The sequence below is a fragment of the Natronobacterium gregoryi SP2 genome, from assembly GCF_000230715.2.
In the GTDB taxonomy this organism is placed as follows: Archaea; Halobacteriota; Halobacteria; order Halobacteriales; family Natrialbaceae; genus Natronobacterium; species Natronobacterium gregoryi.
Genome location: NC_019792.1, coordinates 1,464,252 through 1,483,253, shown reverse-complemented (window position 1 = coordinate 1,483,253; position 19,002 = coordinate 1,464,252). Strand labels below are relative to the sequence as shown.

Annotated in this window: 20 protein-coding genes; 9 read left to right on the top strand and 11 right to left on the bottom strand. The window is 62.6% G+C overall.

Annotation, left to right across the window (positions count from 1 at the left end; genetic code table 11):
• Positions 1–57 precede the first annotated feature (57 nt).
• A complete protein-coding gene (locus NATGR_RS07260; protein ID WP_049887855.1) occupies positions 58–1,005 on the top strand; it encodes a YkgJ family cysteine cluster protein in 948 nt (315 codons plus the stop codon).
• A 282-nt stretch (positions 1,006–1,287) separates the two neighbouring features.
• Complete coding sequence (locus NATGR_RS07250; protein ID WP_005578870.1) at positions 1,288–2,070, top strand: 23S rRNA (uridine(2552)-2'-O)-methyltransferase; 783 nt, start codon at positions 1,288–1,290, stop codon at positions 2,068–2,070.
• A 54-nt stretch (positions 2,071–2,124) separates the two neighbouring features.
• On the opposite strand, the gene NATGR_RS07245 is transcribed toward NATGR_RS07250, so the two are convergent.
• The 3 genes from NATGR_RS07245 to NATGR_RS07235 all read right to left on the bottom strand — a co-directional run bounded on the left by NATGR_RS07245 (position 2,125) and on the right by NATGR_RS07235 (position 5,191).
• Positions 2,125–2,301: a ribbon-helix-helix domain-containing protein gene (locus tag NATGR_RS07245; RefSeq protein WP_005578872.1), complete on the bottom strand. Its 177-nt coding sequence runs from the start codon at positions 2,299–2,301 to the stop codon at positions 2,125–2,127.
• Positions 2,302–2,372: 71 nt separating this feature from the next.
• Positions 2,373–2,801 (bottom strand): hypothetical protein, encoded by a 429-nt coding sequence (locus NATGR_RS07240; RefSeq protein ID WP_005578885.1) that lies wholly within the window; start codon positions 2,799–2,801, stop codon positions 2,373–2,375.
• A gap of 62 nt (positions 2,802–2,863) precedes the next feature.
• On the bottom strand, positions 2,864–5,191 hold the full coding sequence (locus tag NATGR_RS07235; protein WP_005578887.1) for a twin-arginine translocase subunit TatC: 2,328 nt from the start codon (positions 5,189–5,191) through the stop codon (positions 2,864–2,866).
• Positions 5,192–5,334: 143 nt separating this feature from the next.
• Between NATGR_RS07235 and tatC the strand changes: the two genes are divergently transcribed.
• Complete coding sequence (gene tatC, locus NATGR_RS07230) at positions 5,335–6,312, top strand: twin-arginine translocase subunit TatC (RefSeq protein WP_005578889.1); 978 nt, start codon at positions 5,335–5,337, stop codon at positions 6,310–6,312.
• Positions 6,313–6,322: 10 nt separating this feature from the next.
• Here tatC and NATGR_RS07225 read toward each other — a convergent pair whose 3' ends face one another.
• Positions 6,323–6,685 carry a hypothetical protein gene (locus tag NATGR_RS07225; RefSeq protein WP_005578891.1) on the bottom strand — a complete coding sequence of 121 codons (363 nt, stop codon included), beginning with the start codon at positions 6,683–6,685 and terminating at the stop codon, positions 6,323–6,325.
• A 245-nt stretch (positions 6,686–6,930) separates the two neighbouring features.
• On the opposite strand from NATGR_RS07225, the gene NATGR_RS07220 reads away from it, so the two are divergent.
• Positions 6,931–7,512 (top strand): hypothetical protein, encoded by a 582-nt coding sequence (locus NATGR_RS07220; RefSeq protein WP_005578894.1) that lies wholly within the window; start codon positions 6,931–6,933, stop codon positions 7,510–7,512.
• Between the two features lie 346 nt (positions 7,513–7,858).
• Positions 7,859–8,746, top strand: a complete 888-nt coding sequence (locus NATGR_RS07215; RefSeq protein WP_015233429.1) for an ABC transporter permease — start codon at positions 7,859–7,861, stop codon at positions 8,744–8,746.
• A gap of 329 nt (positions 8,747–9,075) precedes the next feature.
• Here NATGR_RS07215 and NATGR_RS07210 read toward each other — a convergent pair whose 3' ends face one another.
• Positions 9,076–10,194: a class I SAM-dependent methyltransferase gene (locus tag NATGR_RS07210; RefSeq protein WP_005578899.1), complete on the bottom strand. Its 1,119-nt coding sequence runs from the start codon at positions 10,192–10,194 to the stop codon at positions 9,076–9,078.
• Complete coding sequence (locus NATGR_RS07205) at positions 10,187–11,365, bottom strand: 60S ribosomal export protein NMD3 (protein ID WP_005578902.1); 1,179 nt, start codon at positions 11,363–11,365, stop codon at positions 10,187–10,189. Before NATGR_RS07205 ends, NATGR_RS07210 begins: the two co-directional genes overlap by 8 nt.
• Before the next feature lie 327 nt (positions 11,366–11,692).
• On the opposite strand from NATGR_RS07205, the gene htpX reads away from it, so the two are divergent.
• Together htpX and NATGR_RS07195 are read left to right on the top strand one after the other, a co-directional pair.
• Entirely contained in the window at positions 11,693–12,577 is an 885-nt protein-coding gene (gene htpX, locus NATGR_RS07200) for a zinc metalloprotease HtpX (RefSeq protein ID WP_005578904.1), read from the top strand.
• Positions 12,578–12,624: 47 nt separating this feature from the next.
• The gene (locus NATGR_RS07195; protein WP_005578906.1) at positions 12,625–12,885 is read left to right on the top strand and encodes a DUF7472 family protein; all 261 of its coding nucleotides are present in this window, start codon (positions 12,625–12,627) and stop codon (positions 12,883–12,885) included.
• Between the two features lie 28 nt (positions 12,886–12,913).
• Here the strand turns inward: NATGR_RS07195 and NATGR_RS07190 are convergent, their stop codons facing one another.
• Together NATGR_RS07190 and priL are read right to left on the bottom strand one after the other, a co-directional pair.
• Complete coding sequence (locus tag NATGR_RS07190; protein ID WP_015233428.1) at positions 12,914–13,966, bottom strand: DUF2332 domain-containing protein; 1,053 nt, start codon at positions 13,964–13,966, stop codon at positions 12,914–12,916.
• A 54-nt stretch (positions 13,967–14,020) separates the two neighbouring features.
• Complete coding sequence (priL, locus tag NATGR_RS07185) at positions 14,021–15,103, bottom strand: DNA primase regulatory subunit PriL (protein ID WP_005578911.1); 1,083 nt, start codon at positions 15,101–15,103, stop codon at positions 14,021–14,023.
• A gap of 143 nt (positions 15,104–15,246) precedes the next feature.
• Here priL and NATGR_RS07180 point away from each other — a divergent pair, with 143 nt between their 5' ends.
• On the top strand, positions 15,247–16,104 hold the full coding sequence (locus NATGR_RS07180) for an alpha/beta fold hydrolase (RefSeq protein ID WP_005578912.1): 858 nt from the start codon (positions 15,247–15,249) through the stop codon (positions 16,102–16,104).
• Here NATGR_RS07180 and NATGR_RS07175 read toward each other — a convergent pair whose 3' ends face one another.
• The 3 genes from NATGR_RS07175 to NATGR_RS19890 all read right to left on the bottom strand — a co-directional run bounded on the left by NATGR_RS07175 (position 16,105) and on the right by NATGR_RS19890 (position 17,860).
• Positions 16,105–16,422: a HalOD1 output domain-containing protein gene (locus NATGR_RS07175; RefSeq protein WP_005578914.1), complete on the bottom strand. Its 318-nt coding sequence runs from the start codon at positions 16,420–16,422 to the stop codon at positions 16,105–16,107.
• A 124-nt stretch (positions 16,423–16,546) separates the two neighbouring features.
• Entirely contained in the window at positions 16,547–17,290 is a 744-nt protein-coding gene (locus NATGR_RS07170) for a DNA polymerase sliding clamp (protein ID WP_005578916.1), read from the bottom strand.
• A 396-nt stretch (positions 17,291–17,686) separates the two neighbouring features.
• Positions 17,687–17,860 (bottom strand): DUF5786 family protein, encoded by a 174-nt coding sequence (locus tag NATGR_RS19890; RefSeq protein ID WP_005578917.1) that lies wholly within the window; start codon positions 17,858–17,860, stop codon positions 17,687–17,689.
• 100 nt (positions 17,861–17,960) lie between these two features.
• Here NATGR_RS19890 and NATGR_RS07165 point away from each other — a divergent pair, with 100 nt between their 5' ends.
• Positions 17,961–18,968 carry a DUF5784 family protein gene (locus tag NATGR_RS07165; protein ID WP_005578919.1) on the top strand — a complete coding sequence of 336 codons (1,008 nt, stop codon included), beginning with the start codon at positions 17,961–17,963 and terminating at the stop codon, positions 18,966–18,968.
• Positions 18,969–19,002: the final 34 nt, after the last annotated feature.

Genomic DNA, 19,002 nt, shown 5'->3' with positions numbered 1-19,002 from the left:
AAGTCGTTCCCCTCGAGGGCAGACACGATTATGCGCGTCGAGTCCGTATTCGGCTGTATGAAGGTGAACTGCGAGGGCTGTGCGGGCTGTTGTCTCGACTGGCAGCCGCTGCTCGCGGAGTTGACCGACGAAGACGGGGACGTGAGCGACTCGAGCCGTGGCCCTCTCCACAGTGGCGAGAACAGTCGGCCGCCGCTGGACGACGATCCGAACTTCGTCGCACTCGCTCGTGACGAGGTCAGAGACTTTCTCGAGGCGGGGATGGCTGCCGCGCTGACGCTGCGGTTCTGGGGCGCTCGCGACGACGAGGAAGGCGTCACGATCGACGGTTACGAGGTCGCCGCCGTCGCTGGACGGCCGGTCTTTTTCGTCGGTCTGTGCAAACCGCCGAAGCCGGTTGCCCCTTTCGACCGCGCGGAATCGTCGTGGCTGCCAGCCTGTGTCTTTCTCGACCCCGAGACCCTGCAGTGCCGGGTCCACGACGAAGACTTGTTTCCCGCGGAATGTAGTGCCTATCCTGCTCACAACCTCGCGCTCGAGTACGAGACTGAGTGCGAACGCGTCGAAGCGGCCGTCGGCGGCAACCGACTGCTCGCGGAGAGTGTCGAGACGACGCCCGAAGATCTCCTGCTTGGCTCGCAGGCGATCGGCGAGAAACTCTTCTGTCACCCACGGCCCAGGGATCTCGAGGGAACGATCGATCGACTCGTCGACGGGAACCTCACGGCGGCCGATCGAGCGGAGTGTCTGGCCGTCGCCGCCGCCTCGAGTCCCGGCACGCTCGCGATTTCGGACTCTCACTACGAGTGGGGGAAAGAGCGAGCGGTCGGTGACGAGACGGAGTCGTGGGTCGGCCCGGCGATTCGGGAGTGGCAGGCTCTCGCACGCTCGACTGCGGAGCTGACGCCGGAGCTAGGCGGACAGATCGAGCGTGCCCGTGGTGCATCGGAGACGCCGGGGTGGGACACTCTCCCGGCAGTCGAAGACGATCGACGAACCGAATGATGCCTCGAGTGACGGAGAGACACCGACGTCTGTCCCGACGAGACCGACGCCGGCACGGGCGGTCGTGATCGATCGGCACCGATAGCAGCCGGCCACGAGTGTTTCGACCATCCGCTGTCGTCGCCGGTCGATCAGCCAGCGCGGATCGCGGGCCGGCGGATCGACGCGAGCCGAGACGCGGCCGAGAACGAGCCGACTGGGTGTCACGAACTCGAGGTTGGTTTTCTCGAGTCGCGACACCTAACCGTCTCGACCTCCTACGACGGACAACTGACGAATTCGATGGCTCGAAAAGACCACTACTACAACAAGGCAAAGCAGGAAGGCTACCGCTCTCGAGCGGCGTACAAACTCAAACAGCTCGACGAGCTCGAGGATGTCATCTCTCGTGGCGACACGGTCGTCGACCTCGGTGCGGCTCCGGGTGGCTGGCTGCAGGTCGCTGCCGAAGCAGTCGGTTCCGAGGGGCAGGTCATCGGCGTCGATCTTCAGCGGATCAAGGGGTTCGACGACGAGATCGACGACCGCATCGAGACGCTTCGTGGCGACATGACCGAAGAGCGCACGCGCGAGCGGGTCGTTGACGCCGCCGGCGGAACCGTCGACGTGGTCGTCTCCGACATGGCACCCAACATGTCCGGCGAGTACTCGCTCGATCAGGCCCGGTCGCTACACCTCGCCCGGCAGGCCTACGAGACGGCGACGGAGTTGCTCGACACCGGTGGCGACTTCGTCGTGAAGATTTTCGAAGGGCCTGACGTCGACGACTTCAAAGACGAAATCGAAGAAGAGTTCCAGTACGTTCGCGTCACGAACCCCGAAGCCTCTCGCAAGGAGTCTTCCGAGGTATACTTCATCGCGAAGGGGCGGATCACCGCACCGGTACAGCCGGGCGACGAACTCGAGGTCGAGATCGAAGACGTCGGTAGCGAGGGTGACGGAATCGCGTCTGTCGACGGCTACCGCCTGTTCGTCCCGGCGGCCGAGGAGGGCGATGTCGTCACGGTCCGGGTCGACGACGTGAAACCGAACTTCGGGTTCGCACAGCCACTCGAGCGCGACTGAGACGGATTGTCGAAGCAGTCTGCACGAAACGGACGACCGTCGACAGCCCATCGCCTACTCTTCAGTCTCGAGGCGGTCGTGTCGTTCGTCGATCTCGTCTAAGATGTCGAGTGTCTTGCGGATCGACGCGCGGATCGCGTCGCTGCGGTTGACGAACTTTCCGTCGTCGCCGACGTGTTCGTCCAGATCCTCGAGCAGTTCCTCCGGGATTTCGACGCTGATCTTTGGCATCCGGGTTGCTGTTTCGTCGGGTTCCCTCTTAACTCTGGCACTGGCCGCCGGCCGGTTCGTCGGGACGCCGTTCAGGTCTTCTCGTCGACGATGTCTTCGTCGAGCGCCGGCGAGTCCGCGAGCAGGTCTCGTGCGTGAGTCGTGTTCTCGCCGTTGACGGCGAACGTGAACACGCCGTGTTGGAGGTTGAGATCCCAGTCGCCGTACTCGTCTTCGACGATTCGTTCGGCGGTTTCCTCGTCGTCGAACCGCATTATGACCATCGTGTACCGATGCTCTCCTTCGGGCCCGTCCCACAGGCCCATGATCCCGTCGCTCGCCCCGACGCTTGCCTCGTCCTGTGCGATCGCTTCGTCGAGCGGCCAGTCGTCGCTGTTCGGCAGGAAATCACTCGCGTCCGTGTCGGGGTCGAGGACGTCCTCGTCGGATGTCGTCGCGCAGCCGGCTATTGCTGTCGTCATCATCGCGACACCAGTGACGATGCAGTTGCGTCTCTGCATGTTCGAAGCTGTCGATGTCACCGGAAAATGCTACTGGCCGCCGACGGCGCTACGTACAATCGTTACCGGCCGAGAAGCCCCGTCTCGAGGTCCGGGCCACCACCCTTACCGCCGAATAGGCGGCCGCCACCGGTCAGTGCATAGAGTACGGCGAGCCCGAGCATGTACGTCAGCGCGATCGGGATCGCAAAGAGCAACATCGTCAGGATTCCTTTCGGGCTGGCGACTGCGGCGACGGCGAAGATGCCGACCACGACGGGACGCCATCCCCGCAGCATCGTCCGGTACCGGACGATGCCGCCGACGTGGAAAAGCGCCATCGTGACGACGACGTTGAACAGGAAGCCGATGCCGGCGGTCGTGAAGATCACCAGCCAAAAGAAACTGCTGATCCGGAAAGAGACGACCATCCCGTTGGTGACCGCGTCCGAGACCAGATAGGAGACGACCGCGGGTGCGACCCAGAAGAACCCGAGGTAGGTCCCGACGGCGAACCCGCCAAGCAGCGAGCCACCCCAGACGATGAAGATGCGTCGGTCACCGTACACGAGACCGCGCTCTTTGAGTGCGGGCCAGGCGTAGTACAAGACCAGCGGCAAGACGGCGATAATCGAAGCGAGCACGCTCACTTTCACGTTGAAGATCAGCACTTCGACCGGATGGAGGGCGATGACGATGTCCATCTGCATGATGAGTTCTTCGAGCGCCATCCCGCTGGGATCGATGCCGTTGCGGACGGCGACCTCCTGGAGGACTGGCTCCGGCACCCGATCGAGGAAAGCCGTGAGGACCTGTCGGAGACCGCCCTGGTACAGCCAGAAGAAACTGCCACCCATGACGATCATCAGGAGGCCGACGATCCGGAACATCTTCGAAGTGAGACTGTTGAAGACGAACGCGATATCGTAGGCGTACCCGCCGATGTCGTCTTCGGTCGTCTCTTCCTCGGTGAACGGATCGAGCATGCCAGCAGCAGTACTCGAGATGACGCCGCCCGCTTCTTCGTCGCCACCGGCCGCGCTATCGCCGTCGCTTCCCGTTGCGGACGCTTCTCCGCTGGTCGGGTCTTGCTCGGCTTTCTCGAGTGAGTCGAACCGGTTCAGGATCGCCTCGGCTTTCTCCCGGTTGTCGTCGTACATTGCCTTCCGGGAGTACTCGAGGGCGTCGTCTTCGGACATCGAGCGGAAGACCTGTGCCGGGACGTCCTCGATGTCGTCGGCCTCGAGCATCTCGAAATCGACATCTTCCGGGTCGTCGGCGTTCCGGATGTCGCCCTCGCGTGGATAGACCGGCCCCTGTAGTACTTTCAGCGTGTACACCAGGAGAACGAGGAAGCCGACGGAGGCGGCGACTATCAGACCGACTGCGGCCTCACCCAGTAGGCCATACTCGAGGGCGATCGACTCGAGGCCGGCGGGATCGCCACCAGACGGCTCGAGGTAGTCGGGGAGTGTTGGGTAGACGTTCGTCTGGAGGTAGTCGAACGCGCCCTGGCTGACGGCGGCGGCGGTTGCGAGCGCGACGATCACGAGCGCAGCCACGAACTGTAGGACGAGACGCTTGATGTGTGTGGTACCGGAGCCGGGGGTCTCGGCAGCCCCGCGGCGGCGGACGTTCGCGACGACTTTTGCGAGACCGAGGCTGAAGACGTAGAGGACGACCATCGGCATCGCCCACATGATCAGGGTGAACGGGTCCGGGGGGGAGAACAGGGCACCGAAGACGGTGACGCCGACGATCGCGTGTCGCCACTTGTCACGGAACGTCTCGTAGGGGACGATCTCGGTGTAGGAGAGCACACCCATGAAAAGCGGGAGTTGCGCTGCGAGGCCGAACGAGAGCGTCAGCAGCGCTATGAACTCGGTGAACTCGGTGATCCCGAAGCTGGGTTTGACGCCGGTGTGGACGGCGTTACTCGCGAGGAAGTCGAACGCGTAGGGAAAGAAGATGGCGTACGCATAGATGATACCGCCCCAGAAGAGGACGAACGAACTCACGGCGAAGCTGACCAGGTAGAGCCGCGATATTGGAACGACACTGTCGTGCCCGCGTTCCTTGAGCTTCCCCCGGGCGAAGTAGAGCAAGGCAGGAATCGAGACGATGATCCCGAACAGCAACCCGATTTTCGCCTGTAAGAGGATCACTTCGAACGGCGTTCGGGTGATGAGGTCCGTCGATTCGGCGACGTACTGGCTCATCTCGGCTTTGGCGGTCTCTTCCAGGAAGTCCCAGATGTAGATCCGCAGGGCCCAGAACGCACCCATGAAGCCGGCGACGAAGACGATAAACACCTTCTGGAGATGCGCCTGAGCGCTCGAGAACATCGCACCGAGGGTTTCCCGCCCGGAGTTGATCGCCCGGACGGTATCCTCGTCGACGGCAGAACTCATTTGCTGGGTTTGGATAGCCCATATCCAGTTATCAACCTTTCGAGTGGGTTGCCGTTTTGCGGCCGCGTTCGCTGGGACGACGCTTTCGCTCGATGGACGTAAGAAAAAGGCCTATAACTGGCGCCCTATCTATATCTCGATAGATGGCGGACGAGCCGGGAGATGACGGCGCAAGTCGAGAGTCCGACGAGTCGCCACTCAAGTCCACGGACGAGTCCGACGGTATCGCCGCCGCCGACCTCGAGTCGGAGGACGAAACCGCTTCGGACGCAGCCGGCGATCACCCCGTCGAGACCGACGGCGAAGGTGCCGTCGGTGACCGACCCGAACCCGGAACCGATCCGGGTGACTCGTCCTATCCCGATCCCGACGACGACATCGGCGGTATCTCGACGCCGCCTGACGACGAGGAGATGCCACTGGCCGACCACATCGAGGAGATGGTTCTCCGTCTCGCGGTCGTGTTCCTGTTCGGCGCTGCCGGTACCGCGATCGGTCTCCTCTGGGCCTCGCAAGCTATCGAACACATCTGGTTCAACATCTTCCCCTACGCGATCGAGCAGGTGCCGCCGCCACACGTCTATAATCCGCTCGAGTTGTGGCTGACGCGGATCAAGCTCTCGGCGCTGCTCGGGATTCTGATCGCCCTGCCCGCGTTCGTCTACGAGTGTTACCTGTTCATGCGACCGGGGCTGTACCCCAACGAGCGCAAGTACTACCTGGCGGCCGTCCCGACGAGCGTCGTGCTTGCGGCCGTCGGAATGCTGTTTTCCTACGTGCTCGTCTTGCCGATCCTCTTCGAGTACTTCACGTTCTACGCTGAGGGCAGTGCAGACATCGCCTACGCCCTGGGTGATACGTTCGACCTGATCATCACGCTGACTGGATTTCTCGCGATCGTCTTCCAGATTCCGCTGTTCATGATGTTGGCGATCATGATGGGTGTGACGACCAGACGCTGGCTCGCCCAGAAGCGACTGTACTTCTGGGCCGCTTTCGCTGGACTCGCCTTCATGTTTACCGTGGACCCGACGATGATGGCACCCGTTCTCGTGGCCATCACGATGATCCTGCTGTTCGAGGGAACGCTTGCGATCCTGAAGTGGGTCGGAAGAGAGTAGTCAACCGGCGTTAGCGGGGTGGCTCCCGCGTCCGTTTGCAGGCGTACTCGAGTGCAGCGTCGAACGATCCTGGTCCATCGTACCGGCCGGTAAAGAGAGTCATAAACCGGCGAGCGACCTGCTCGCAGCGGTCGAACGTCAGGACGGTTCTGACCCGCGTCGTCTGCGCGAACTCGAGGCCCGGGTAGCTCGTCGCGGTCAGCGTGTACCCCGGCCGATCGCCGCCGTCACCGAGCGATGCGGGAGCGACCTTTAGCCGTACGTCCCCGGAATCGTGGCGGTACGTTCGATACTCCCGCTTCCGGGTGCTATCTGCCGGCGTGTAGCTCCGGCGCGTGCTCTCGGTCCAGTCGTCCGGCAGATTGGCGTCCATCACTCACCGATAGGACGAACGCGACTACGGGAGTACTGTCTCACGCAATATTCCCGTACGCGCGCTGTTGTCGCCCACGTGGCTGTCAATTTGCGGGCCGGACGCGTATACGACCGACGAATTCGTGGGACCGTGCAGTTTCTCGAGTGGAGAGTCGCCGTGAGAACTCACCGAACTGGCTTGCAGTCACCAGCGTGCCCGCTCGTTAAGTTCGACGGCGTGGTATCACTGGTCTCGAGGATTCCATGTCCACATCGCTTTCCGTTCCCGACCGGCTGCGACGGCTTCGGCCTGCCGGTGACCCCGACGATCGAACCGAGGAGACTGACGAACGATCTCGACTCGAGCACGCGGCCTACGCCGCGGTCCGCGGTCTCCAGGCCGGATTCGTCGCGACGCTGATTATGACGGCGTTTCGGCTTCCGGTCTTGCGGTCGCTGCCACCGTCAGCGAACTTCTGGGCGCAGTACGTTTCGGGTGGTGACCCAGGCGATCATCCGGTCGCCGGCCTCGGCTTACATCTCGCGTATGGAACGCAGGCTGGCGCAATCTTCGGAGGACTTTTTGCGTTACAGGACGCCGAACGATCGATCGAACCCGAACAGCGTGGCCTCGTCTGGGGGTCAGTGTACGGACTGGCGCTGTCGGCGCTCGGCTCACAGCTCTTGCTCCGGGAACTGCTCGATATCCGACTCGAGAGCGACGAGCTCGCGTTGTTTCACGCCGGCCACCTCGTCTACGGCATCGCGCTGGGAGCCTGGGTCGGCTCGCGGACGGAGGGCGTCGACGATCCGGAGGCGGAGTACGAGTACAGTGACGGGAACTAGTGGCAGACCAAGCCTGAACTGATGGGTCGAATCTGGCGGTGTGGCTCGATTCGACCCGTCAGTCGACGGTTGGGACGGTACTAGTGGCGGGCTACGCCCGCGCTGATGGGTCGAACCTGGTCGTGTGGGCCAGCCCGACTTCACAGCCGACGATCGAGATGGGTTCCTGCCCGTCAGGCCGGTGTAGCCGCGTCCGAAGCGGTTTCACTGGGGTCGGGTCCAGCAATCCGTCCGAAACGGTACTAGCAGCGCACTCATTCTCGTTGTTAGTCTCTAATATCGGTATTACGACTCCCTGAAACCGATCATAACAACTGGTTTACTCTGACAGCACCCTCGAGCACGTATGGAACTCGGCATCGTCGCTGGTGTGATCGTTATCGGATTCGTCCACGGCGTGTTGCCCGATCACGGCTGGCCGATTGCGGCGATGTACGCACTAAACCGGAGTCGCCACCTGCTGTACGGCCTACTCGCGGCGCTGATCCTCGGGGTTGGCCACCTGATAAGCAGCGTCGTTCTCGTGCTCGCATACTACTGGTTTAGCACGTTCGCCGAGTTCGCGGAAGGGCCGTGGATGCGGTATCTCGCCGGGACGCTGTTGATCCTGCTCGGTATCCACGAGTACCGAAACGGCAGTCACACCCACCTTCACGAGAACGGACACGACAAACGGGAAGACGACGACCACCACGCACACACAGACGACGACCACCACGCACACACAGACGACGATCACCACGCACACACAGACGACGACCACCACGCACACACAGACGACGACCACCACGCACACACAGACGACGACCACCACGCACACACAGACGGCGACCACCACGCACACACAGACGGCGACCACCACGCACACACAGACGGCGGCATCCTCGAGCGAACCCGGAGCGTTCTTCCTGGCGGTGGCGGCCACGAGCATCTGGACGAAGAACACGCCGAGCGCGGACTGGCGGCGCTCGGATTGACGGCATTACTGCTTGGCTTTGCCCACGAGGAGCCGATCCAGATCCTGGCAATCTGCGTCGGGACGGAGGCCTGTCTCGAGTTGATGTTGCTCTACTCGCTGGCAGTGATCGTCGCAATCGTCGTTCCGACACTGCTTTTGATCGCAGGGTACGAACGCCACCGGGAGCGAGTCGAGCGGATCACGCCGTACCTGCCGACGATCACGGCGATCGTTCTGGTTGGGATGGGACTCGCCTTTATCAGTGGGCTCGTCTGATCGTCCGTTCGGTACGTGAATCGACCTGGCGTTGCCGATGATGGTTTCGGGGTGGACTGTCGCGGTTCGCTGTCTCCGTTTACCGCCGATCGCCAGTCGACGGTCGACCATCGCTGTACTCGACGACAACAGACCGTGTGAATCGCCCAGCGACGGCTGACCCAGTACCGTTCCAACCGTCGACTGCCGAGCCGAACCGACCGACGCAACCAGGTTCGACCCGTCAGTGCAGGGCAGGGGTGTCACTCATACGGAATACTGTATCGATGTCCCGGCGCGACCGCAGGCTGGCTCGCGGTCGCACCGGCACTGACCGACAGCAAACCGAATCAGTCGATACGGACGTCGAGAACGACGTGTTCGACGCCTGCACTGTGACTCTTTATACGTCGCCGATCGAGATACTCGAGCGTTCTGCCAGCCCCGTCGACCGCCTCCTCGAGTCTCTCTGTCGGCCGTTCCCAGAGCAGTGCCTCCGGCGTCGCCTCGTGATAGTGGACGATCCCACCAGGAACGAGCGCCTCGAGGGCTTCGGGAAGGAAGTCGTGTGCCTCGTCGCGGCGCTGGCTCGAGTCGTCCTCGCTAGTGCCGTAGTAGCCCATCACCACGCGATCGGCTTCGAGGTCGTCAGCGAGCTTCCGGCAGTCGGTCATGTAGGCGTCGACGCGGTCCGAGACGTCGTTGAGAACGGCGTTCTCGAGCAGGTACCGGAACGCGGTCGGGTTGATCTCGGTTGCGGTCACCCGTGCGCCGCTGCGAGCCATCGGGAGGGTGAAGTAGCCGATGCCAGCGAACATGTCGAAGACGCGTTCGTCTTCGGCACAGACCTCGCCCATGCGTGCCCGTTCTGCCTGGTTGCCAGGCGAGAACATCACGGTCGCCGGATCGAGTCCGTAGCGGGTGCCATGTTCGGTGTGGATCGTCTCCGTCTCCGACTCACCAGCCAACAGTCGCGTCTTCGGCTCCCTGTAGGTGCCGGCCTCGCCGTCGTTTGCGATCCCCTCGTTTGCCAGCACGCTGTCGGTCTCGCCGTGTAACTCGAGCAACGCCTCCGCAACCGCTCTCTCGTCCGGACAGTTGTCGGGGATGGAGACGAGGACGACTGAGCCGATCACGGCCCACGACTTCGGAGCCGACTCGAGGTCGGCATCGCTCCAGCCGCGTTCGGCAAGTAGATCTGCCAGATCCGTCGTCCGGAACTTGGGCTCGAGCTGCCGGACGACCTCGAGGACTTGCGTCTCGGTCGGTGTCTCGGTGACTGGGAGTGCGACCTCGTCGGGACCGTCCTCGAGGATCTGTCGGCAGTCGTCGTAGACGCCTTCGGTGCGTAGCGACTCGATCGCAGTTTCGGCTTGCGGTTTCTCGACGATCGCGGCCAGCGGCGCGTCCGCGCGGGCAATGGTGTCGTCGACGCTCCGTGCTCTCCCGGCGTCGGATTCCTCACCCATCGTCCTCGTAGGGGTCGTAGTACCTCTCGTCGTTCTCGTCGGCGTCCGGGTCGGGATCGGGGAGGACGTGGAGGCCGGCACGACTCTTCAGGACCGGCACCGTCTCGGTGTCGGTATCGAAGTAGTCCGGTCGTGCGACGGTCTTGGCCTGGTAGGTCTCCGGATCGAGGACCTGGACGGCGTTCTCGTCTTCGACAGTGACGACCGTCGTCCGTTCGGCGTCCGCCGCTTCGCCGAGTTTGCGTGCGTCGGGCGAGGCACCTTCCTCGTGGCTGGCCTCGTAGCGTTCGCCGGTCGTCACGCGTGTGCCCTTGAGGTTGCCGTGGGCGCTGCGGACGAGTACTGGTCCTTCGTCGTCGTCTTTCAGGTCGATAATGTCGCCGGGGGTGTACGGCGGCAGGCGGACGGCGAAGGTGACCCGGTAGACCTCGTTGCCGTCCTCGTCTTCCGTGACGAGCGTCTCCGCGTCGTTGACCGTGCCGCCGAACTCCTCGACCATCTTGTTCGCGATCTTCTTGCCGATCTTGTTGGTCGAGACCTTCATATCCAGGCCGTCGTCTACCTTTCCCATCTCGGTGACGAAGGCGTTGCGGTCCCCGGTCGCCTCCATCTCGGCGACGATTTCGTGGGCAATCTCCGCCGCACGGTCGGTCTCTTCGCTCGTTGGCGTTCGGTCCTCGGCACGGATTTGGACGATGCTTGCGTAGTAGTCGCCGGCGATCCGGCCACAGCGTTCGCAGGTCTGGCGGGCGATCTTGACCGGCACCGTCACCTCCTCGTCGACTGGTGTCCCCCGAACGACGCCGGTAAAATAGGCGTGCATCCGGATCGTGTTCTGGTCGACCTGCTCAGGTTCGACCTGCCAGGCGACGTCTTCGACGTCGACGTGGACGGCAAGCGCCTCGCTGACCTCCTCGATAGCGATGTCGGTGTAATCTTTCGCACCGACGTCGACCCACCGGTTTCCACGGTGGACCGCACCACACTGCGAACAGACCATGACGTCGATCCGGTCGGGGGCGTCGACGAAGTCGAAGTCGTCGAAGTAACACGAATCACAGAGGTCGACCTCCGTGCCCGGTCGAAGGGGATCGGGGGCCTCCCCCTCTCGATCGGATCGATCGGGAACCGGGTCCCCACACCGGGGACAGAACGCACGTGACTTACTCATTACCCGTCCTTGCAGACTGACGATGTTAAGCGACGCGCTCCGGTCGTGGTCTCGAGTCGCTTGGGTTCGATGTTGCGGGTCGTGATTCCACCCGAAACGAGGGGGTGGGGAATCGTTGGGAGGCGGAACACACCACTTCCGTTACCGATAATTCGGGCATAAAATTCGTGCAACTACCGTCTTCCTTCCATCAAACAGTGGTGTCGAGTGACGCGTCAGACATCGTCACGGCAGGCTGTCTCCATGGGAAACGGAGGGGTTCGATACTTCGATCGGACGTACAAAATTACCTATCAAACTTATTCGTGCCGAGCACTACGTTCGAGTATGAACTGGCAGGCGGACTGGGGTCTTCGGTTTCGGATGTTCCTGACGATGTTCCTGCTGTTTGCACTGTACATCGTCTTCGCAGGAGTCATCACCGCGTACGTCGGTGGCGGGCCTTTGCTCTTTGCACTCCTGTTCGGTGGTCTGTCCCTCGTTCAGTACTACTACAGCGACACGCTCACCCTCCGGAGTATGGGTGCGACGACGGTCTCAGCAGACGAGTATCCACAGCTACACAGCTCTATCGAACGGCTCTCCCAGCAGGCCGACCTCCCCAAACCGAAAGTCGCCGTGATCGACTCGCAGGTACCCAACGCCTTCGCGACCGGCCGCAACCAGAAGAACGCAGCAGTCGCGGTGACGACGGGGCTGTTGAACACGCTCGACCGCGAGGAACTCGACGGCGTCCTCGCTCACGAACTCGCCCACGTCAAGAACCGCGACATGATGGTGATGACCATCGCCTCGTTTCTCTCGACGATTGCGTTCATGATGGTTCGGTGGGGAGCGTTCTTCGGCGGCGGTCGCGGTCGTGGTGGCGGTCGCGGCGGTGGTGGCGTCGTCGTCGCCATCCTCGTCTCGCTGATCGTCTGGATCGTCAGCTACCTGTTGATACGGGCGCTCTCGCGGTACCGCGAGTACGCTGCCGACCGCGGCGCAGCAGCCATTACCGGCAACCCGTCGGCGCTCGCGTCCGCACTGATGAAAATCTCCGGCCGGATGGACGACGTCCCCAAAGACGACATGCGCGAAGAAGCCGAAATGAACGCCTTCTTCATCATCCCGATCAAGTCCGGTGTCGTCGGTCGCCTCTTTAGTACGCATCCGCCGACCGAACGGCGGATCGAACAGCTCCGGGAACTCGAACACGAGATGACTGTCTAAGATGGCTTCGAAGCGCTTTTGATCCGCCCGACGAAATTCGTCGTACAATGCTCGAGCGTGAGCGAATTATCGAAATCGTCGTCGCCGTCTTCGCCGTTGCCCTGATGATCGGCGTCATGATCGGTATCGGCAGTATACACGGCGGCCACGATAGCGTCCTCTCGTCGGAGGGTGCAGAACTGCTCGTCTGGGCTATCGTCGGCTTTATCGTCTTACTTACTGCCGTCGGCGTCGGACTGGCCTACGTCATGAACGAACCTGGTGACGGACTCGAAGATGAGGACGCGGAGACTCAAAGCCCGGCCTGAACCGGTTTCGGTCCGCTGACTGCTTCGATTACTGCCGTCCTGTATAGCGACGCCCGTGACCGCCGTCCCACTCCACCCAGTTCCCGTACGACTCGAACTGCGCGACCTGTGATTCGACGCTGTCTCCGTCCCTGAACGTGACTATCCGGTATGTGGGGTCGCCGAGGTCTTCGGCGGGATCGATGGAGAGCCAGTGGACGGACTGGTCCGAGCTACGACTCGAGAGCAACGCGCGGAGCTTCGCGATCGTCTCTGCCTCGAGTTGGTAGAGGACGTGCGTACTGAACACGACGAGGTCGGTATCGGTCGGCGCGTCCGACAACTGCGCGGGGAGTTCCTCGAGGACGTCTCCCTCGACGAGTGGCGGCCGGTTCTCCCGGGCGACGTCGATAGCCGCCTCGAGTCGTTGGCGGCGGCCGGCCTGGTTCGGGTGGACCAGTGCGCGAAGCCACCGCGCGTCCGCTTCGTCGGTCACGTCGGGCGTGTTCAGGTCGATTCCACGCCGATGGACGACCGTCGGAAACGCTCGAGGGAGCGGCGGCCGTCGATCGCCACGCAGCTCCGCCGTGATCGTAACGGGTGAATCGTCGTCCCCGACGGTCTCGACCCCGGAGAAGTCGTACCGATACCGGTCCCAGTTGAGATTGAGGCCCGCACTCGTCCCGATCTCGATCTGGGAGAGCCTGTCACCGTCCGCGAGCCGGGAGACGTACTCGAACGCCGGGAGGAGGACCGCCGATCGTCCGACGTCGTTCGTCTGGCAGCGACGAGTGGCGACTATCGATCGGAGCTCCGACTCGTGTTCCAGACAGAAGTCCCGGAACTGCGCTGCTGGATCGTCGGCGCTTCCAGTTCGGTCACACGTGGGGTAGAACTGCGCCAGCGGATGCTCCCTCCCGTCCAGTAGCAGCGACTGCACCGCCGCGAGCAGCAGTTCCGGTTCGGGCTGGTTCGGCGACGCCTCCGCTGCGATCTCGAGAAGTTGGCTGTCGTCGGCCACCGCTTCCGTCAGTTCGGCGTACAGCGGACACTTCTCGTCCACCCAGTCCGCGTACCGTCTAAACCTGTCAGCGACGGTCACGACCCTATTTCCGACGGCTATATTATAAAACTTACACGTCGGTCGCTACACGTCTCACTCGGCACTCGCCGCTTCTTCCCCTGCCTGTGCTTCCCGCCAGTCCTCGAGTTCGTCGTCGTCGGCGTCGTCGATCCGCTCCTCGTAGTAGGCCATCGGATGGGGAATCCGCTCACAGAGGTCGTCTTTGTTCACGCAGTCGCCGTAGGACTGCATCGTCGCACACGAGGGCGGCGAGTACTCCGTCGGCGAGCTGTCTCCGCGGATGTGGTCGGTCTGGTAGCGGGTCATCTCCTCGCCGAACGAAGAGTTCACGCGGTAGAGGTCGACGACTTCGTCGGTCGTCATCCCGATACTCGTCAGGAACGAGGTGATTGCGAACCGGGAGTGATGTGGAAGGTGTTCGCCCTTCTGGATGTCGTCCAGCAGCGCCTTCATACACGGCGGGAACAGTTCTGGAACGACGGTATCGATCTCGCGCGTAAGATCGAGATCCGCGAGCACGTCCCGAATCTCGGCGGCTTCGGCCTCGAGTTCGTCCCCGATGGTGTCCGGCACGTCGAAGGGGAGTCCCTCGTCGATGCGAGTGCGAATCGCCTCGCGGACGAGCGTGAGTAGTTCTCCGTCTGAGAGTGGAACGTCGCCGTCAGAGAGGGGCTGGTTGACCAGCCGCCACTCGTCGGTCCAGAGGTCCTCTGCGAGGGGAAGGTACCGTCCGACGCCCATTCGGTACCCCTCGGGCGTCTCCCGGACGGCGTCGTCGAGGTCGAACTCTGCCAGCAGTTGCCCGAGGTCGAGGCCGGTCGATTCGACGCTTTTCAGTTCGGTCGTGTCAGCTATATCGTCGGTGAACCGTTCGTAGGCAGTCGCGGCCTCGGCACGAGCGTACTTGCGCACGAGGACGCGCTCTTCGACCATCGACACGAGGACGCGCGCGACCGGATAGGAGAGCAACTCGGTACGAGTGTCGCGGTGAGAGTCGCCGACCTCTCCCTCCTCGAGCGCGGTAATCACACGCTGGGTCGCGCGCTCGACGACCGCCCGGTCGTTCTGGACGACGGTGGCGAGATCGACCGCTTCCGTCGCGACCGTCTCGCGAGCAGCCTCGAGAAACGGGTACCGGGCGTGGAGCGTCTGCATCGGTAAGAGGATATTACTGTGGCAGCATAAACGCCTTGATCCGTGACTCGAGGGTAAGAAAGTGTTACCGAGTCGTGGTCGCTGCCCGTCGTCACTCGAACGAGAGGATCGATTTCAAGAGGATTCGACACGTCACTCCAAGTATGCCACGGGCGATGCGAGAGGGCGTGTCGATCTACTACGAACGCGACGGAAACGACGACGGCGATCCGGTGGTTTTCCTCCAGGACGTCGGTGCCGGCCGCTGGACGTGGCGCTGGCAACGCGAGGCCGTTGCCGACGAGTACGAGGCAGTCGCTCCCGACAGCCGTGGCACCGGCCGGTCAGACGCCGATCTGCCGCCGCTCGTCTCTCGGCTTCCGGGACCACTGCGCACGCCGCTCGTCTTGAAAGCCGCCGGCTACTCGGTCGAGGAACTGGCTGCCGACCTCGAGGCCGTCCTCGAGGACGCCAGCGTTTCCGGGGCGCATCTGGTTGGTGCAGGACTCGGCGGCGCGGTCGCCCAGCAGTACGCGGTCGACTACTCGCGGGCGGCGACGCTGACGCTGTGTGGGACGACCCACGGTGGTGGTGATGCGGTCCCGATCCCCGACGAGGCCAGGGATCACCTCGTCGCCAGCGCCGGGACCGACCGCAAACGGATTCGCAAGCGCATGCGACCCGTCTTCACCGAGCGGTTCACGAATCGCAACCCACACCTGTTAGACCGAATCGTCGAGTGGCGACGCGAACAGGACGCGAGCGATCCAGCCCGCGAGGCACAGGCCACAGCCCTCCTCGAGTTCGATGCGGGCGATCGACTGGACGAGATTCGCGTGCCGACGCTGGTCGTTCACGGGACCGACGATCGAGTGATTCCAGTCGAGAACGGGCGGCTGCTGGCCGAGACGCTCACCGATAGTCGACTCGAACTCGTCGACGGCGGCTCACACTTCACGTTCGTCGAGAACGCGACTCGAGTAAACGAGGTGTTGCTGTCCTTTCTCGAGGAACGAGGATGATCAGGTGCTCGAAGTCGTGTCGGTCGCCGTCCGAAGTCGGATCTCGCCGTCGCTGTGGACGCCGACGTCGAACCCGTCGTAGGTGAACCACAGTTCGTGGGTCTCGTCTCCCGCCTGGCGCTGGTCGAACAGCGCGTCGAGTGCGTCGGGATCGATGGCCTCGTACAGCGGCGTCATCTCGAGCGGGTCTTTGCCGGTGACGGAAGCGACGGCGTCGACGATTGCCTCGCTCGGCTTGTCGCCGTCGACGGGGTCGAACGCCGCCACGTACTTGGGGTCGGAGTCCGCCGCTCGTCTGGCATCGTGGTCCGAAGGCATACCCCCTCCTATCGCCGTCCTGTAGGTAGATCCGATCCTTTCTATATCCTACCTTTAAATATAGCGAGAAAACGAGACATCACTACCAGCCGGCGATACGACCGAACGGATCTCGAGTGTCGAGTTACTCGCTTTGGATCCGCGGCGCAAGCATGTAGGTGACCTGTCCCTGTCCTTCTGCGAAGCCGAAGTAGATCTTGACGGGGAACTCCTCGCCGAGGTGTAGCGTGACCTCGGTGTCGGATGGAATCGCCTTGTTCATGTCCTTAAGATAGTCCAGCGAGAACAGCGAGTGGGCCGGACCAACCTGCAGATCGATTAGATCGTCTTCGGTGAGTTCGAGGTGGACGTCGTCGGTGTCGCCCTCTGCGTCGACGTAGAAGAACTCTTCGCCTTCCTCGACGCCCAGCGCGATGTGATCGGAGACCATGTCGGCGGCGGTCACCGAGCGATCGACGTCTTTCCCTTCGAGAATTACCTCGGCTGGGAGGTCGAGGTCGGGAATGTCTGGTTCCTGGCGGATCGAGTCGGGATCGATCAGTGCCAGCGTGTACTCGAGCCCGTCGATCTGGATCTGGAGCTTGCGAGTTTTTTCGTCGAGTTCGAGGTGGATGAGCTGGCCCGAGTCCGCCATGCCTGCGATGTCCTCAAGCCGGGAGAGATCGACGCCGATCAGCCCGCCGTCGGCCTCGTAGGATTCGAACGCGGCCGCGTCGAGCGAGAGGTCGACCATCCCGACGTTCGCGGGGTCGACGGCCCGGATTTCGAGTCCGTCTTCCTCGAGGTGGATTTTGCACTCGTCGACCAGCACGCTCACCGAGTCGAGCGCGCTGGTGAGCGTTTCCGCGCTCACGATGGCCTTGAACATATACGCCGTGGTACGGACGGTCGACATAAAAAGCCACCCTTTACGCGCGGTCGGGGACAGGGTCGAACTCGAGTCAGTGTTCTCCCGAAGCCGAACGGATTGCTGTGCCGGCGTCTCGAAACGGTTGCGGTCCGATCTGTCGTTGTGCCGGAAGCGACGGCTGGGAGACTGTCTCATACGGTTTGGTGTCAGTCATACGGTTTACTGTAGGTCATTTTCGGCACAACCGCGACCCGGGCGGCGGTTGCGCCGGTAAATCGGTACAGTAATCCGTATCAGTCCCGGCGCGACCGCGAGCCCGTCTACGGTCGCGCCGGTAGAGCGGTACAGCAGTCCGTCTCAATTCTAGAGTTCCCGGCCGAGTGCAGGAAACGGAGAGAGGCGTCTGTCACCTGGTTAGTTCGATTTGATCTGCTCGAACTGGTCGAGGAGTGCTTCGGTAGAGTCGCCGGAATCGTACTCTACGTCGCCGTGATAGAGCGTCCGCTCGTCGTCGAAATCCGCGTCGACGCGCGAAGACTGTTGTTCACGCCGCTCGTGTTCGTCTTCATCATAGGCACCCATTGACATGGTGGGTATACACACATATGCGCCTACCGATTATCAATGTAACGGTCGTTCACGTCTCTCGTCTCGTAACACGTATGCCGACTCGAGTCGAAACCACGGTGTGGCTCAGCCGCTGCGCTTTCGCTACTCGCCCGAACACTGGAGCGAGCAGCGAGTCCGACGAGAGATTCTCCAGCCGCTTCGGTCGAACATCGGTGCCCGTGCGGTCACGCCGGAGCACGAAATCGGTGCCGACTGGATGACTCACCGCTTCGAAATGAAAAACGGTGACGTCGCCCTGTTTGCCCACAGCGGCGATGCTGCCTACTGGATGGGCAACACCGAAACGCCCTCTTCGCTGTGGCGAACCGACAAGTTCGGCTGGCAAGAGGTTCCGTATCACGTCTCGCGGTGGGCCCAGCGGGAACTGCTCGAGACGCTTCACGAAGCGGATCAGTGGCTCGCTGACTACCCGTACATCTCGTGGTTTTTCCTGCCTGTCTTCATGTCCAAGGACGGTCGCGAGTCGACTCGAGCGTTCTTCCGGGAACACGCGGCTGGCTTCCCCGATGCTGGTCGGCGCGAGACGACACGATTTTTCGAGACCTTTCTCGAGACGGGTGTTTTAGACGAGTATAGACACGTCATGGCCGGCAAGCTCGGGACCAGCGATCACGTCGATCGGGTGCGGATGAGCGCCGCGATGGGCGAGTTTATCGCGGCAAAGATCTTGACCGACGCCGGCTACGACGTCGTCCCGGAAATCGAGGTGACGACCGGCCACTCGCTCGACTTCCGGGCGAAAAACGGGGAGACGAACAGGTTGGTCGAAGTCACTCGGCCACAGCCGCCGACGAACCGCAGTGCTCCAGGCCCGGTCGCTGCCGTCCGGGACACCGCCGAAACGAAGACCAACGGCCAACTCGCCAAACACGGCGGCGGCGCGACTCTGTTCGTCGACTGCTCGAGTTTCCGTGAGGATAACTGGGCGGCGGTTCGAGGTGAACAGCCTGACGTCCGCCACCGGCCGGCCGTCGTCTATCGCGCGCGGCCGAACGGGTACGTCGAGGGGTACAGGAAGGGATCGGTGCCACTCGAACTCGAGGGTGCGATCGACTGCTGTGACTGAGACTGCTCCTCGGTACACGCGTGAACCGACGTTT